The 15,079-nt window shown below is 32.4% G+C and carries 14 protein-coding genes, 1 tRNA gene and 1 CRISPR repeat array; of the genes, 9 read left to right on the top strand and 6 right to left on the bottom strand.

Annotated elements, in window-relative coordinates:
* Position 1: 1 nt before the first annotated feature.
* Together mutS and SLH33_RS06215 are read left to right on the top strand one after the other, a co-directional pair.
* A complete protein-coding gene (gene mutS / locus SLH33_RS06220; protein WP_320418218.1) occupies positions 2–2,611 on the top strand; it encodes a DNA mismatch repair protein MutS in 2,610 nt (869 codons plus the stop codon).
* Between the two features lie 30 nt (positions 2,612–2,641).
* Positions 2,642–3,139, top strand: coding sequence for a hypothetical protein (locus tag SLH33_RS06215; protein ID WP_320418217.1), 498 nt, complete (start codon positions 2,642–2,644; stop codon positions 3,137–3,139).
* Between the two features lie 73 nt (positions 3,140–3,212).
* On the opposite strand, the gene ppk2 is transcribed toward SLH33_RS06215, so the two are convergent.
* A complete protein-coding gene (gene ppk2, locus SLH33_RS06210; protein ID WP_320418216.1) occupies positions 3,213–3,959 on the bottom strand; it encodes a polyphosphate kinase 2 in 747 nt (248 codons plus the stop codon).
* A gap of 147 nt (positions 3,960–4,106) precedes the next feature.
* Here ppk2 and SLH33_RS06205 point away from each other — a divergent pair, with 147 nt between their 5' ends.
* From SLH33_RS06205 to SLH33_RS06185, 5 genes are all read left to right on the top strand, one after another.
* Positions 4,107–5,435: an MATE family efflux transporter gene (locus SLH33_RS06205; protein WP_320418215.1), complete on the top strand. Its 1,329-nt coding sequence runs from the start codon at positions 4,107–4,109 to the stop codon at positions 5,433–5,435.
* A 21-nt stretch (positions 5,436–5,456) separates the two neighbouring features.
* On the top strand, positions 5,457–6,221 hold the full coding sequence (locus tag SLH33_RS06200) for an enoyl-CoA hydratase/isomerase family protein (RefSeq protein WP_320418214.1): 765 nt from the start codon (positions 5,457–5,459) through the stop codon (positions 6,219–6,221).
* Positions 6,221–6,670: a GNAT family N-acetyltransferase gene (locus SLH33_RS06195; protein ID WP_320418213.1), complete on the top strand. Its 450-nt coding sequence runs from the start codon at positions 6,221–6,223 to the stop codon at positions 6,668–6,670. The genes SLH33_RS06200 and SLH33_RS06195 overlap by 1 nt, the downstream gene beginning before the upstream one ends.
* Positions 6,671–6,672: 2 nt before the next feature.
* Positions 6,673–6,846 carry a hypothetical protein gene (locus SLH33_RS06190; RefSeq protein WP_320418212.1) on the top strand — a complete coding sequence of 58 codons (174 nt, stop codon included), beginning with the start codon at positions 6,673–6,675 and terminating at the stop codon, positions 6,844–6,846.
* Between the two features lie 108 nt (positions 6,847–6,954).
* Positions 6,955–7,404: a 6-carboxytetrahydropterin synthase gene (locus tag SLH33_RS06185; protein WP_320418211.1), complete on the top strand. Its 450-nt coding sequence runs from the start codon at positions 6,955–6,957 to the stop codon at positions 7,402–7,404.
* 141 nt (positions 7,405–7,545) lie between these two features.
* On the opposite strand, the gene pth is transcribed toward SLH33_RS06185, so the two are convergent.
* From pth to SLH33_RS06170, 3 genes are all read right to left on the bottom strand, one after another.
* Positions 7,546–8,112 (bottom strand): aminoacyl-tRNA hydrolase, encoded by a 567-nt coding sequence (gene pth, locus SLH33_RS06180; RefSeq protein ID WP_320418210.1) that lies wholly within the window; start codon positions 8,110–8,112, stop codon positions 7,546–7,548.
* Positions 8,113–8,236: 124 nt separating this feature from the next.
* Positions 8,237–8,812, bottom strand: coding sequence for a 50S ribosomal protein L25/general stress protein Ctc (locus tag SLH33_RS06175; protein WP_320418209.1), 576 nt, complete (start codon positions 8,810–8,812; stop codon positions 8,237–8,239).
* Positions 8,813–8,876: 64 nt separating this feature from the next.
* Complete coding sequence (locus tag SLH33_RS06170) at positions 8,877–9,818, bottom strand: ribose-phosphate pyrophosphokinase (RefSeq protein ID WP_320418208.1); 942 nt, start codon at positions 9,816–9,818, stop codon at positions 8,877–8,879.
* 124 nt (positions 9,819–9,942) lie between these two features.
* Here SLH33_RS06170 and SLH33_RS06165 point away from each other — a divergent pair.
* Together SLH33_RS06165 and SLH33_RS06160 are read left to right on the top strand one after the other, a co-directional pair.
* Positions 9,943–10,026, top strand: a tRNA-Leu gene (locus tag SLH33_RS06165).
* 123 nt (positions 10,027–10,149) lie between these two features.
* Positions 10,150–11,307: a tyrosine-type recombinase/integrase gene (locus SLH33_RS06160; protein ID WP_320418207.1), complete on the top strand. Its 1,158-nt coding sequence runs from the start codon at positions 10,150–10,152 to the stop codon at positions 11,305–11,307.
* Between the two features lie 851 nt (positions 11,308–12,158).
* A CRISPR array of direct repeats spans positions 12,159–13,724; the repeat unit is 46 nt; unit sequence GTTGTGAATTGATTTCAAATTGTATTTTTACGTGAGCAATCGCAAC.
* 58 nt (positions 13,725–13,782) lie between these two features.
* On the opposite strand, the gene cas2 is transcribed toward SLH33_RS06160, so the two are convergent.
* Complete coding sequence (cas2, locus tag SLH33_RS06155; RefSeq protein WP_320418206.1) at positions 13,783–14,121, bottom strand: CRISPR-associated endonuclease Cas2; 339 nt, start codon at positions 14,119–14,121, stop codon at positions 13,783–13,785.
* A 24-nt stretch (positions 14,122–14,145) separates the two neighbouring features.
* Complete coding sequence (gene cas1, locus SLH33_RS06150; protein WP_320418205.1) at positions 14,146–15,039, bottom strand: type II CRISPR-associated endonuclease Cas1; 894 nt, start codon at positions 15,037–15,039, stop codon at positions 14,146–14,148.
* Positions 15,040–15,079: the final 40 nt, after the last annotated feature.

Here is a 15,079-nt window from a genome sequence, read left to right as displayed (position 1 = left end):
CTTGGCAAAAACAAAGGCAAAAAAGGTAACTCCACTGATGCAACAATACAACGGAATCAAAGCAAAATATCCTGATGCGATGTTGCTGTTTCGAGTGGGTGATTTTTACGAAACCTTTGGTGAAGATGCTATTAAAGCAGCCGATGTTTTAGGAATTGTGTTAACTAAAAGGGGCAATGGTAGTGAAAGCGAAACTGCGTTGGCTGGTTTTCCGCATCACTCGTTAAATACGTACTTACCTAAGTTAGTAAAAGCGGGGCATCGAGTAGCAATTTGTGATCAGCTGGAAGATCCGAAAATGACTAAAACCATTGTAAAACGTGGTGTTACAGAATTGGTTACGCCCGGGGTGGCTTTGAATGATGAGGTGCTGAACTCAAAGTCTAATAACTTTTTAGCGGCCGTTCATTTTGGTAAAAAAGCACTCGGAATTTCATTTTTAGATGTTTCTACCGGAGAGTTTTTAGTGGCTCAGGGAAATGAAGAATACATAGATAAGCTCTTGCAAAACTTTGCGCCGAGTGAAGTGTTGGTAGAGAAAAAATACAAACAGCAGTTTTTAGAGCTGTTTACCAATCGTTTCCACACTTTTTATTTAGACGATTGGGTTTTTCAAAAAGATTATGGTTATGAAAACCTTATCAACCATTTTAAAGTAAAAAACCTAAAAGGTTTTGGAGTTGAAGAATTAGAACACGGTATTGTAGCGGGTGGTGCAGTGCTGTATTATCTGTCGGAAACTCAGCATAACAAATTGGAACACATCCAACAAATTAGCAGAATTGCTGAAGATAATTATGTGTGGATGGATCGATTTACGGTAAAGAATTTGGAGCTGTATGGAGGAAATTCGGTAAACTCAGTTTCGTTGTTAGATGTCATTGACAAAACCATTTCGCCAATGGGAGGGCGTTTGTTAAAACGTTGGTTGGCTTTGCCGTTAAAAGATATTGAGCAAATTCAGCAACGACATGAATTGGTAAAGTTTTTAATTGATAATGAAGATTTTTTCGAAACAGTTTCATATCAGTTAAAACAAGTTTCTGACATTGAACGTTTGATTTCAAAAGTTGCTACCGGAAAAGTTTCTCCGCGTGAAGTGGTGCTATTAAAAAACTCACTAAAAGCAATTTTACCCATAAAAACTTCCGCAGAAAAAAGTAAAAATGCTGCCGTTAAAGAATTAGGAAATCAAATTCATACCTGTGAGGTTTTAATTGAGAAAATCAACCAAACGTTATTTGAGGATGCTCCGGTAAACATAAATAAAGGAAATGCGATTGCTGATGGAGTTTCAGTTGAATTGGATGAATTGAGAAGCATTGCTAATTCCGGAAAGGAATATTTAGATAATATGTTGGCTCGAGAAACCGAAAGAACCGGAATTCCGAGTTTAAAAATAGCCTTTAACAACGTTTTTGGATACTATATTGAAGTACGAAACACGCATAAAGATAAAGTTCCGGAAGAGTGGATTCGCAAGCAGACGTTGGTCAATGCAGAACGATATATTACTGAAGAATTAAAAGAATACGAAACCAAAATTTTAGGCGCTGAAGAGAAAATTCAGGTATTAGAAGTGGAGGTTTTTGGCAAATTGGTTCAGTATATCATTGGTTTTGTACACCAAGTGCAACAAAATGCTCAAATTATTGCTAAGGTTGATTGTTTATTGTCATTTGCGGAATTGGCTATGGCACATGATTATGTGCGTCCAATAATTGATAAAAGCACCGATCTTGAAATTAAAAATGGACGTCACCCTGTAATTGAAAAGCAACTTCCGATAGGAGAAGAATATATTGCCAATGATGTTGTGTTGAATAATAATCAGCAACAAATAATCATGATTACGGGTCCGAATATGTCGGGTAAATCGGCCATTTTGCGTCAAACTGCTTTAATAGTTTTGTTAGCACAAATGGGAAGTTATGTTCCTGCTCAAAACGCTCGCATTGGTATTGTTGATAAGATTTTTACGCGTGTTGGTGCTAGTGACAATATTTCGATGGGAGAATCTACGTTTATGGTAGAAATGAATGAAACAGCTTCTATTTTGAATAATATTTCTGACAGAAGTTTAGTGTTGCTAGATGAAATCGGACGCGGAACTTCTACCTATGACGGAATTTCCATCGCTTGGGCTATTGCAGAATATTTACACGAACACCCAGCAAAAGCAAAAACCTTATTTGCTACGCATTACCATGAGTTGAATGAAATGACCTCAACCTTTGAACGTATTAAAAACTTCAACGTTTCGGTAAAAGAGTTGGACGATAGTATTATTTTCTTGAGAAAATTAGTCAGTGGTGGTAGTAATCATAGCTTCGGAATTCATGTGGCTAAATTAGCAGGAATGCCAAGTATGGTAATTCATAGAGCTAATAAAATTTTGAAGGAGTTAGAAGCATCGCATTCGCATAAAGAAGTGAAAGAAGTTTTGAAAGACACACAGCATCAAGAAATGCAAATGAGCTTTTTTCAGTTAGATGACCCGTTATTAGAAGATATTCGAGAAGAGATTTTATCTACCAATATTGATACACTAACACCTATTGAAGCATTGATGAAATTGAATGAAATTAAACGAATGTTGGTGAAGAAGTAGTGTAAAATTAATTTATAAACCGAATAAAGTATGAATCCAGAAGTTTGGGGTTTTATAGGGGCAATTTTAGGAGCATCAACTAGTATTTTGACCACATTTATAAATAATAAAAATTCAAATAGGATTCAGTCTAATTTGGAATTAAATAGAAGGAGAGAACTTTTTCGAGAGTTTCAGAGAGATAATCTTTTAAAAATTCAAGAAAAAATCTCTAAAAACATGAGGTTAATTGGTAAAGCACATATTGAAGATTTAAGTTATTTTAAAGAGACTAATAAGTGGAATCATGCAGATTTAAGTACAGAGTTAGATAATAGTTTAGCTGACTCATTTCGTGAATTGTCATTTATGATTGAAAGGGTTGATAATAATGAATTAAGAGAGAAATTAAAGAAGTTGATTGAACAAATGGCTAAGTGTTTATTTTCTCAAAATTTAACTGAAAGTAAAGAAGAAATAAAAAAAATGACATTTGAGTTGGATAATTTAATGGAGGATTTAGGAGTTGTTCTCAGAAGTTATTATTGAAAATAGTGGACAAATAAAATGTTAATTCTACTAAACTTGACGAAACTTGTTAAATGAACAGGATATTAATAAACTAACTAGAAACAATTTTATAAATGTCTTTATCAGGGGTTAAAGAAACGCCTGTAACACCTTTTTCATCATAATCAAAAAGATTTAAAACGTAACGCATAGCTTCTAAACGAGCACTTTTTTTATGATTTCCTTCAATAACAATCCAAGGAGCTTTTTTTGTTCCGGTAACGCTAAACATCTTTTTTTTATATTGGGTATATTCTTCCCATTTTGCTTGTGCTTTTAAGTCAACCGGACTTATCTTCCAGCTTGTAAGAAGACTTGAGCTACGTTCATCTAAACGCTCTTTTTGTTCTTCTTTATCTATAGTAAACCAAAATTTTATAATATGAATACCGTCATCAACTAACATTTTTTCAACATCATTAACTTGATTCATAAAAAGATGATATTGCTCATCTGTACAAAAACCCATAACAGGCTCTACTAAAGCACGATTATACCAACTCCTGTCAAAAAGAGTAATTTCTCCAGCATCTGGTAAGTGATGTAAGTAACGTTGAAAATACCATTGTTTTTGTTCAACATCGGTAGGTTTTTCTAATGCTATTACTTTGTAATGTTTTGGATTTATATATTGAGTAAACCTTTTTACGGTACCTGTTTTTCCGGCACTATCTCTACCTTCAAAAATAAGTAGTAAACGTTTATCATTTTTAATAATCCACTTTTGTAATAAAACTAATTCCTTTTGTAAGTCTAAATATTCTTGATCGTTTTCTATCTCAGAAATGATGTCTTCCATACTTAATAAAAATTTACAATTTTTTTTATAGAATGAGGGATTAAAAAAACACCCAAAAATACTATGATTATTTTAATTTCTTATTAAATAAAAGTTAATAAGAATGATTAGGCTAGGTTTGGTAAAATTAGCAAATTTGCTAACTATATGGATATTAGTTTTAAACATATTAACAAGTTGGCAATTCCTGCGTTAATTTCTGGGGTTGCAGAACCACTACTTTCCACAACCGATTTAGCTATTGTGGGGAATATCGATCAAAATGCTACTGAAAGTTTAGGAGCAATTGGTATTGTTGGTGCATTTTTATCGATGTTAATTTGGGTATTTGGGCAAACTCGTAGCGGAATATCAGCAATTGTTTCGCAATATTTAGGAGCAGGAAAATTAGAAGAAGTTAAAAATTTACCCGCACAAGCAATTCTAATTATTGTTTCTGCCAGTTTTATCATTTTAGGGTTAACCTATCCGTTTGCTAAAGCAATTTTTCAATTGTATAATGCTGAAGGATTGATTTTAGAATATTCAGTAGTGTATTATAAAATTAGAGCTTTTGGTTTTCCGTTTACATTATTCACCATTGCAGTTTTTGGAACGTTTAGAGGTTTGCAAAACACGTTTTACCCTATGATTATAGCCATTATAGGAACGTTTATCAATATAATTTTTGATGTTATTCTAGTTTATGGAGTTGAAGGTTTTATTCCTGCAATGAATATTGAAGGAGCGGCGTATGCAAGTGTTATTGCGCAGGTAGTTATGGCTTTAATTGCTGTGTATTTACTGCTTAGGAAAACAGCCATTTCTCTTAAATTTCAATTGCCATTTAATAAGGAAATTCCGCGTTTTGTGAGCATGGTGTTAAATCTGTTTATAAGAACTCTAGCTTTGAATTCAGCCTTGTACTTTGCTACATCATACGCAACTTCCTATGGAAAAGAATATATAGCGGCCTATACCATTGGTATAAACTTATGGTTGATAGGTGCTTTTATGATTGATGGATATTCTTCCGCAGGAAATATCTTAGCAGGTAAATTTTTAGGAGGAAAAGAGTATAGCACTTTGTTAAAACTTGGAAACCAACTTATAATTTATGGAATAGTGATGGGTGTTTTTATGGCTCTGGTTGGATTTGTGTTTTATGAAGCTATTGGAAGAATTTTTACACAAGAAACCGAAGTGTTACAAGCCTTTGATCAAGTTTTTTGGATTATCCTTCTTATGCAACCTTTTTGTGCTGTCTCTTTTATTTATGATGGAATTTTCAAAGGGTTAGGAGAAATGAAATTTTTAAGAAACTTGTTGTTAATAGCAACTTTTGTGGTCTTTATCCCGGTTTTGTTATTGTTTGATACATTAGGGTATCAACTCTCCGCTATATGGATTGCTTTTTTTGCATGGATCATTATAAGAGGAATTCCGTTGATCTTTAAATTCCGAAGAAAGTTTTTACCGCTTGCTCAAAAAACGTAATTTTGATAAAAACCCAATTTCATGACTACAACCAGACCTAACGGAAGCTTATATACTCAATTTGAAAACAACATAGCAACGATAGAATTTGGTCATCCGGCAAGTAATTCGTTTCCAAGTGAATTGTTAGATCGATTAGCTAAAGAGTTTGATAAACTTTCAGTGAACGATGCGGTTTCTGTAATAGTTCTAAAATCAGAAGGTGAGCGTGCATTTTGTGCTGGAGCTTCTTTTGATGAATTGGTAGCTATTGATAATTTAGAAGACGGAAAAGCATTCTTTTCAGGGTTTGCCAATGTGATTAACGCTATGCGTAGATGCTCTAAACTGATCATTGGGCGTGTGCAAGGAAAAATAGTAGGTGGAGGTGTTGGATTAGCAGCGGCTTGCGATTATGTGTTAGCAACCGAAGCAGCTTCCATTAAGTTGTCAGAATTAACCATTGGTATTGGTCCGTTTGTAATTGCACCTGCTGTTGAGCGTAAAGTTGGAGTGAGTGGTTTAGCAGAATTAACCTTAGATGCTACCAGTTGGAAAAATGCGTATTGGGCAAAAGAAAAAGGATTGTATGCACGAGTTTTTGAAAATATTACAGAACTAGATAAGGAAGTTGAAATTTTAGCCGAGAAATTAGCTTCATACAACCCTGAAGCATTGCATGAAATGAAAAAAGCATTGTGGTTAGGAACGGAACATTGGGAAAAACTATTAATTGAAAGAGCTGAAACTTCAGGAAAATTAGTGCTTTCTGAATTTACCAAAAACGCATTAGAAAAATTTAAATAGTGATACAATTAATCCGAACAAATTCTAATAACAAAGATTTTGTAACATTGGTGAAGAAGTTAGACCAATTTCTTGCTGTTTCTGATGGAGAAGATCATGCTTTTTATGATCAGTTCAATAAACTTGATACAATCAAACATGTAATTGTTGCCTATCTTGATGATAAACCTGTTGGTTGTGGTGCTATTAAACAATACGATGGATTTACAGTTGAGGTAAAACGAATGTTTACTACAATAGAAGCCAGAGGAAAAGGAATAGCTTCTTTAATATTGGCAGAATTAGAAAAATGGGCGATAGAATTGTCGTATAAAAGAGCTGTTTTAGAAACGGGGATTCGACAAGTAGAAGCTATCGGGCTTTACAAAAAGAATGATTATAAAGTTATAGAAAATTATGGGCAATACACAGGAGTTAAAGATAGTGTATGCTTTGAAAAATTATTATGAAAATGTTATTAGTACAAAATATAGAAGATTCAAAGGCTTACAAAGCAGGTTTTGAAACAGGAATATGGATAGCCCACAATCCTATAATTTCTGGAGTTTTAGCAATCTTTTTTTTGTTGTTGTTAGTTAGGGGAGTTACTAAAGTTCTCAAACAAATTCGTACTTTCGGCGAATAATTAAAAAGTTAATAAAATGGGAAATTCTTTTTTCGCTGTTTTAGCGTTATTAGTAGCAGTTATTTATTTTTTTAATAAATATAGAAACAATAAGAAGTTTAAAAGATAATGAGTAAAATACGCATCACAAAACAATTCAATTTTGAAACTGGTCATGCACTTTACGGTTACGACGGTAAGTGTAAAAATGTACACGGACACAGTTACAAACTATCGGTAACTGTGATTGGACAGCCTATTTCTGATACTTCAAACGTGAAGTATGGAATGGTAATTGATTTTGGTGATTTAAAGAAGATAGTAAAAGAAGAAATAGTTGATGTATTTGACCACGCTACGGTGTTCAATAAAAATACACCTCATATTGAGTTAGCCAAAGAATTGAAAGATAGAGGACATCATGTAATTCTGGTTGATTATCAACCTACCAGTGAGATGATGGTGATTGATTTTGCTGAAAAAATTAAAAACCGTTTACCACAACATATCCAATTACACTCCATCAAACTTCAAGAAACCGATACCAGTTTTGCAGAGTGGTATGCTTCAGATAATTAATATGTAACAAATTTATCTTTTAGGCTACTAATAAGTATCAAAATATTTATTAATGAGAAAATTAAAAGAAAGAATTTGTGAGTTTTATCGTTGTGAATTAAGAAGTTTTAATAAAATTCTTGGAATAAAATAGAAGTAACTTTACTTCCCGTTAAATTCATTCATGGTGTTTGCTAAACCTGCATTGATAAAAGATTCAATGGCTTTAACAGAGGTAGGAACGCGTTCAATTAGTGCGCTTTCTTCTTCTTTATCCCATTCACCCAACACAAAATCTACCTGAGCACCTTTTCGATAATCTGATCCCACGCCGAAACGAAATCTTGGGTAGGTGCCTGAATTCAATTTTTCTTGAATGTCTTTTAATCCGTTGTGTCCACCAGCACTTCCTTTTGATTTGATTCTGATCGTTCCAAAATCTATATTCAAATCATCTGTAATAATTAAAGTGTTTTCCACAGCAATATTTTCTTTTTGCATCCAATACTTAACCGCTTTACCACTTAAATTCATGTACGTATTAGGCTTTAAAACAACCACTGTTTTTCCTTTTACTTTTAATTTAGCAATATCTCCTAATTTTTCGGTTTCAAAGCTCTCGTTATATTCTTTAACCAAAGCATCAACAATTTTAAAACCTATATTATGTCGGGTGTTACTATATTTTTCACCAATATTTCCTAAACCTACAATTAAGAATTTTTTCATTAGTTCTTGTTGCGTTTCTGTTTTTTTTCTAAAAAGTTGTTTTAAAAAGAAGAGGTAATCCATCTTTCAAAAATAAAAAAAGCGTTACACAGGGTAACGCTTTTGAAGTATTTATTTTGTATAATTACTTTTCAGCATCAGCAGCCGCTTTTGCAGCATTACGAGACATACGTACTTGAGCAACCACAGTGTTATCTGGGTGTAAGATTGTATATTCATCATTCTGTAAAGCAGTAACGTATAGTTTGTTACCAATTTCTAACTCAGTAATATCTGCATTGATAAAATCTGGTAATTTAGCGGGTAATGCTTTAACCTTAAGTTTACGTAAGTTGTGACGTAAAGCACCACCAATAGCAACCCCTTTAGATTTTCCTACTAATTTAACAGGAATTTCCATAGTAATTGCTTTGTCTTCAAATAATTGATAAAAATCTACGTGTAAAATTTTATCACTTACTGGGTGAAATTGAATGTCTTGTAAAACAGCATTGTATGTTGTTCCTTCAACGTCAATCTTTGCAGTATATACATTTGGAGTATACACTAATTTCTTGAACGCTAATTCTTCAGCTGAAAAGTGTACAGGTTTATCTCCTCCGTATAATACGCAAGGAACCTTTCCAGCATTACGTAAGGCTTTTGTTGACTTTTTGCCCACGCTTTCTCTTTGAGATCCTTTGATTGTAATTGATTTCATTACTTTTTTATTAATTAAAATATTATCTCAACCAACCACTTTGGTAGTTGAGTCGTAGCCGAAACTACATTAAAAACTGATCGCTAATTGATGTATTTGACTGAACTTTATGCATCACATCAGCGAATAAAGCGGCGCAAGATACAACTTTTATTTTAGATATTTGCTTTTTTAAAGGAATTGTGTCTGAAACAATTAGCTCTGTTAATTTAGAATTTTCAATTTTTTCATACGCATCACCAGATAAAATAGGGTGAGTACAAATTGCTCTAACGGATAACGCTCCGCGTTCCATCATTAAATCTGCAGCTTTGGTTAACGTTCCTCCAGTATCGATCATATCATCTACCAAAATCACGTTTTTACCTTTTACATCACCAATCAATTCCATATGGTCAATTACATTGGCTTTTTTGCGTTGCTTGTAACAAATTACTACTTCACTTTCTAAATATTTTGAATAAGCATACGCTCTTTTTGAACCTCCCATATCTGGAGAAGCTACTGTTAAATTATCTAAATTCAACTCTTTTACATATGGTAAAAATATGGTTGAAGCGAATAAATGATCTACCGGTTTTTCAAAGAAACCTTGAATTTGATCCGCATGTAAATCCATGGTCATGATTCTGGTAGCACCAGCAGCTTGTAATAAGTTGGCTACTAATTTTGCGCCAATAGCAACTCTTGGTTTGTCTTTTCTATCTTGACGCGCCCAACCAAAATAAGGCATAACCGCTGTAATATGGCGCGCAGAGGCACGTTTAGCTGCATCACACATTAATAACATTTCCATTAAATTATCTGAAGAAGGAAAGGTAGAACCAATAATAAAAACGCGTCTTCCTCTTACAGATTCTTCAAAAGCAGGTTGAAATTCGCCATCGCTAAAGTGTGTAGTTTTAACGTTTCCAAGTTTAACGCCGTATTTTTCTGCTATTTTTTCTGCAAGCTCTGTGCTTTGTGAGCAAGCAAAGATCTTGGGTGATAATGTTTTAGTAGACATTAAAAAGTAAATTTAGATTGTGTTGTTGTTAACAGCAAAAGTATGATTATTTTAATGAGTATTAAAGTGATTTTTTAAGAGAATTAAAAGAAAAATTATTTAGATTTGCATCTCCAATAAAAATGCCAAAGTGGTGGAATTGGTAGACACGTCGGATTCAAAATCCGATGTTCGCAAGAACGTGTGGGTTCGAGTCCCACCTTTGGTACTAAATGTGTTTAAACAACACAAACACAGCTTTTTATGGGTTTGTACTGTGAAAAGCTGTGTCAAAATTGAGTCATTTAATTATTGCCTTTCAATTCGTTGAAATTGATGGGAAATAAAAAAAATGTCTAAACTTAAAAATTCTACTTCCGCGTTAATATTTGTAGACTACAAACCTGCGGAACTACGCCAAAACAAAGACTGGATTATTGTTTATTACGCTAAAGTCCCTGCAAAGGATGAGTTTAAGCGTTTTAGAATGCGCGTACCACAAATCAATAGTAAAACAGAAAGATTACGCTATGCCAAAAAAATGGTGGTAGCTATTAACAGCAAGTTAGAAAGCGGTTGGCCTCCATTTTATGAAGAAAAAAATGTTCAATACAAATCCTTTGAAGAATGTGTGGAAAACTTTTTACTTGTTCAAGAGAAAGAAGTTAAGGATGGAATAAAACGTCAAGTTAGTTTAAACGGATATAGATCATATCTTAAAAAACTGAATGAGTTTATAAAAGAAAAAAAACTAACTGTAAAATTTATATTAGAAATTGATAACACCTTTGTTCATGCTTTTTTAGATTATTTATACTTAGAAAAAAAATACAGTCCAAGAACTTATAATAACTATCTTCAATTTATAAATACTTTCTTTATTTGGTGTAGAGCAAAGGGTTATATAAAACAAAACCCTGCTGAATTGATTAAACCAAAACCGCAACAGCAAAAATTGCGTGAAGTATTGCGTGATAAAGAAAAAGAGAAGTTAAAAGAATTGAAACGCGCAAACTTCCATTATTATGTATTGTGTATGTGCACTTATTATTGTTTTATCAGAAGAACAGAATTGACAAAACTAAAAGTAAGCGATGTTAATTTAAAAGAAGGGTTTATTACTATTTCTGGTGAAAATTCAAAAAATAAGAAAACTGATAATGTTACAATTCCTAACGCATTACTTCCTTTGCTTCAAAAACATTTAGAAAACGCAAAACAGAATGATTATTTATTCTCTAGAAATAATTTTGAAGCAGGAGAAACAAAATTGCCTCCGAAAAAAATTTCTGATGAATGGACAAAATTTAGAAATATTTATAAAGTGCAAAAAAAATATCAATGGTATTCTTTAAAAGATACAGGAATTACTGATTTATTAAATAGTGGTGTTCCATCTATTAAAGTTCGTAATCAAGCAAGACACCATGATTTAAAAATGACTGAAACATATACGCAAAGAAACGCAACTTTTGACGCAACAGTAAAAAATGCAGATTTCTACTTTTAGTTTTGTTACGAATATCTTTTTGAGAAAAATCGTACTTTTTGTACTCAAGCTCAAAAAAATAAAATAACAAATTGATATTATGGCAGTTAAGGTGAGTAGAACTAGTGAGTATAAAAATTTAGAGAGGGTTATAAAATGTACTCTGAGTATATTTTTTGTACTCATTTAAATATAAAAACACTCAAAAAACGATGAAACATAAAAATATTTGTCAAAATAAAAGTTGATTACACATAAATTACTACGCAAAAAAATGCAATTTTAACGCAACAGTAAAAATGTAGATTTCTACTTTTGGTTTTGTTACGAATATCTTTTTGGAAAAAATTATACTCTTTGTACTCAAGTATAAAAAACGATATAATAAATTGATTTAATGGTAATTAAACTGAGTATGGCAAGTGAATACAAAAAAATAGAAGAGTCAAAAAATGTACTCTGAGTATGTTTTTATACTCAAAATAAGTAAAAATAGAATAAAATAAAGCAACAAAATATAATTTAGAAAAAAGATAACCAGCGCAAAACGCAATTGCATTTTAAGCATTATATTTGCATTGTCCTTTATTTGTCTGACTTACCGCAATTGGAGCGGATAGTAACGAAATAAGGGATTTTCTTTTTTAAAGTCTGAAAAGAGAAATTCTTGTTCACAAAAAAACGTCTTAAACTACGCAAGAGCCAATAGTCACCTTGCAAGTCGATGTAGTTCAAGGCTTTTGTTACACAAAGGCATAGAAACAAAATAGGTAATAATATTTATTTTTATAATTTTTTTAATTGAAGTATTGACCAGATACACAGCAGCGGTATAAACAATCGCGGAGAAGCTTCACGAGGTCAATACTTTTTTAATTGATTGATTTCAAATTGTATTTTTACGTGAGCAATCGCAACTAGCTAACATTTGTTGATTTTGACTCAACAGTTGTGAATTGATTTCAAATTGTATTTTTACGTGAGCAATCGCAACACTCTGCTAATACCCTCATAATGTTTTTTAGTTGTGAATTGATTTCAAATTGTATTTTTACGTGAGCAATCGCAACTTTTCATTGTTATTGTTTTTTAATTACATAGTTGTGAATTGATTTCAAATTGTATTTTTACGTGAGCAATCGCAACCATCTGTGTTAAAAAAAACGGCTTCTCTAAGTTGTGAATTGATTTCAAATTGTATTTTTACGTGAGCAATCGCAACCCTTTATAAGAATACCAAGCTCCTGACTTCGTTGTGAATTGATTTCAAATTGTATTTTTACGTGAGCAATCGCAACTTCCCATAATCCGAAATTAAATCATAATTAGTTGTGAATTGATTTCAAATTGTATTTTTACGTGAGCAATCGCAACTTAGAGAAAATGAAAGAAGATGATGCGAGAGTTGTGAATTGATTTCAAATTGTATTTTTACGTGAGCAATCGCAACCCTTCTTCTTCGCTTTAGCGATTCCTGTCCGTTGTGAATTGATTTCAAATTGTATTTTTACGTGAGCAATCGCAACATGTTGAACCAAAAATGGATGTGTGTTGGAGTTGTGAATTGATTTCAAATTGTATTTTTACGTGAGCAATCGCAACTTGTTTAACCATCTTTTTCATGAAGAAGGCGTTGTGAATTGATTTCAAATTGTATTTTTACGTGAGCAATCGCAACAACCAAGACGCATTTATTGCTATTTAGCACGTTGTGAATTGATTTCAAATTGTATTTTTACGTGAGCAATCGCAACATTATTTTTTTCTTTTTTCACGTAAGTACTGTTGTGAATTGATTTCAAATTGTATTTTTACGTGAGCAATCGCAACCAGTCGGTAAATTGTCCTTATCAAAAACTAGTTGTGAATTGATTTCAAATTGTATTTTTACGTGAGCAATCGCAACAAACGAGCGCATAACCATACAAAACCATGTGTTGTGAATTGATTTCAAATTGTATTTTTACGTGAGCAATCGCAACTGATATGCAAAATGTTAGTCGTAGGATTAAGTTGTGAATTGATTTCAAATTGTATTTTTACGTGAGCAATCGCAACATTTTTTGCGTGCGTATGTACCGTTTCAGTGTTGTGAATTGATTTCAAATTGTATTTTTACGTGAGCAATCGCAACAAAGAAGATGAAGTAAATTGTTATGATGTTGTTGTGAATTGATTTCAAATTGTATTTTTACGTGAGCAATCGCAACCAATTCTTTTTGTACAACGTATACGGTTGGGTTGTGAATTGATTTCAAATTGTATTTTTACGTGAGCAATCGCAACACAGTGCGAGAAGCACAATTAATTATAAATGTTGTGAATTGATTTCAAATTGTATTTTTACGTGAGCAATCGCAACACTGGAATCAATAATAATTTAAGCAAAAGCGTTGTGAATTGATTTCAAATTGTATTTTTACGTGAGCAATCGCAACGTAAATCTTTAAAAGCCTCCTATTTAATGGAGGTTTTACATTTTATAGGATTAAAAAATCAAAACAATTCCAGCTGTTGAGAGGCTTTGGGCTTTTCTATTTCTTTTCTACCATGAAATAATTCCATATTCCCAAACTGTTTATCAGTAAGTTCAAAAATACAAACTTTACCATATTTAGGTAATAAACTCTTTACTCGTTTTATATGCACCTTACTATTTTCTCTACTTGGGCAATGTCGCATATATATTGAAAATTGAAACATAGTAAACCCATCATCAATTAACTTTTTCCGAAACAGATTTGCTGCTTTCCGCTCAGTTTTTGTTTCCGTTGGTAAATCAAAAAGTACTATTACCCACATAATTCTATACGCATTATATCTATTTTGATTCATTTTTGTTATTCAGTAAAAATCACTTTAAAAAATTATTTTCGGATATAAAATTGTTCTACGTTCTCCTGTAAAACACTTATATAAACTTGCTGTTGTAGTGGTTACCGCTACTAAAAGCGGACGAACTTTTCCATCTATTTCAACATCTTCCGTTACTATTTTTAATAAATATGATTTTGCAGTTTTTGTAAGTTCTTCTTCCATTGGATATTCTTCTATAAAAGACAACACCAATTTATCTACAAAAGGTCTGTAAGGCTCCATAATATCATCTGCCAAACAATACGGATTATACTTATTTCTATGAAAAATACCTTGTGCAGGCAACAAACCACTAGTTACCAAAGCACGTGCTACAATGCTTCGTAAAACTGCATATCCAAAATTTAAAAAATTATTAGGAGCAGTACCAAAACGTTTGCGTTGAAAATCGGTTAAAATATATTTCCAGTAGTGGTTGGCGGCTTTTCCTTCCATATTAGTTTCATCTCCAGAAGTTAGTTTTTCTAAATAAGAATTCATTGCTTCAGTGGGTTGACCATTATTCTTTAATAATTGTTTTTGATTACTAATTTTTACCGCAACGGTTTGTTTCCACAGTTGTTTTTTTAATGGAACAGTAGCGTTTAATTGTTCACGCCAGCGTTCGGTAAGTTCGGAATGACCTATCATTGGAAGCATTAAACCGTTTGGTAAATGGTGATTATCGCAATGAATTATTGCCACATTATTTCCCATTAATCGGTTAATTAATTGGGTAGAAATGATAATTTGATGATGGTCGAGTAGCAACAACGCCATATCTTCAATAGGTACTGTTCCTTTTTTTTCTTTGGTCTCGGCACACTCTACTACCAATTGATTTTGTTTTAGTTTTAAGTAAGTAGAATTACCTATGTAGATCGTTCGTTTTAACATAAGTTCTAATCAAAAAAAATGCTCATCTTTAACAATGAGC

The organism is Tenacibaculum sp. IB213877 (assembly GCF_034043975.1).
Lineage (GTDB): Bacteria > Bacteroidota > Bacteroidia > Flavobacteriales > Flavobacteriaceae > Polaribacter.
The sequence above is the reverse complement of the archived record's forward strand: the minus strand, read 5'-3'. Positions and strand labels throughout refer to the sequence as shown.

Excerpts from the sequence above, each read along its gene's own strand:
- ppk2 (WP_320418216.1), bottom strand. The coding sequence starts at position 3,959 with ATGGAAGACATCATTTCTGAGATAGAAAACGATCAAGAATATTTAGAC.
- SLH33_RS06190 (WP_320418212.1), top strand. The coding sequence starts at position 6,673 with ATGTTATTAGTACAAAATATAGAAGATTCAAAGGCTTACAAAGCAGGT.
- SLH33_RS06175 (WP_320418209.1), bottom strand. The coding sequence starts at position 8,812 with ATGAAATCAATTACAATCAAAGGATCTCAAAGAGAAAGCGTGGGCAAA.
- cas1 (WP_320418205.1), bottom strand. The coding sequence starts at position 15,039 with ATGTTAAAACGAACGATCTACATAGGTAATTCTACTTACTTAAAACTA.
- SLH33_RS06205 (WP_320418215.1), top strand. The coding sequence starts at position 4,107 with ATGGATATTAGTTTTAAACATATTAACAAGTTGGCAATTCCTGCGTTA.
- SLH33_RS06160 (WP_320418207.1), top strand. The coding sequence starts at position 10,150 with ATGTCTAAACTTAAAAATTCTACTTCCGCGTTAATATTTGTAGACTAC.
- SLH33_RS06185 (WP_320418211.1), top strand. The coding sequence starts at position 6,955 with ATGAGTAAAATACGCATCACAAAACAATTCAATTTTGAAACTGGTCAT.
- pth (WP_320418210.1), bottom strand. The coding sequence starts at position 8,112 with ATGAAAAAATTCTTAATTGTAGGTTTAGGAAATATTGGTGAAAAATAT.
- cas2 (WP_320418206.1), bottom strand. The coding sequence starts at position 14,121 with ATGAATCAAAATAGATATAATGCGTATAGAATTATGTGGGTAATAGTA.
- SLH33_RS06170 (WP_320418208.1), bottom strand. The coding sequence starts at position 9,818 with ATGTCTACTAAAACATTATCACCCAAGATCTTTGCTTGCTCACAAAGC.
- SLH33_RS06200 (WP_320418214.1), top strand. The coding sequence starts at position 5,457 with ATGACTACAACCAGACCTAACGGAAGCTTATATACTCAATTTGAAAAC.
- SLH33_RS06215 (WP_320418217.1), top strand. The coding sequence starts at position 2,642 with ATGAATCCAGAAGTTTGGGGTTTTATAGGGGCAATTTTAGGAGCATCA.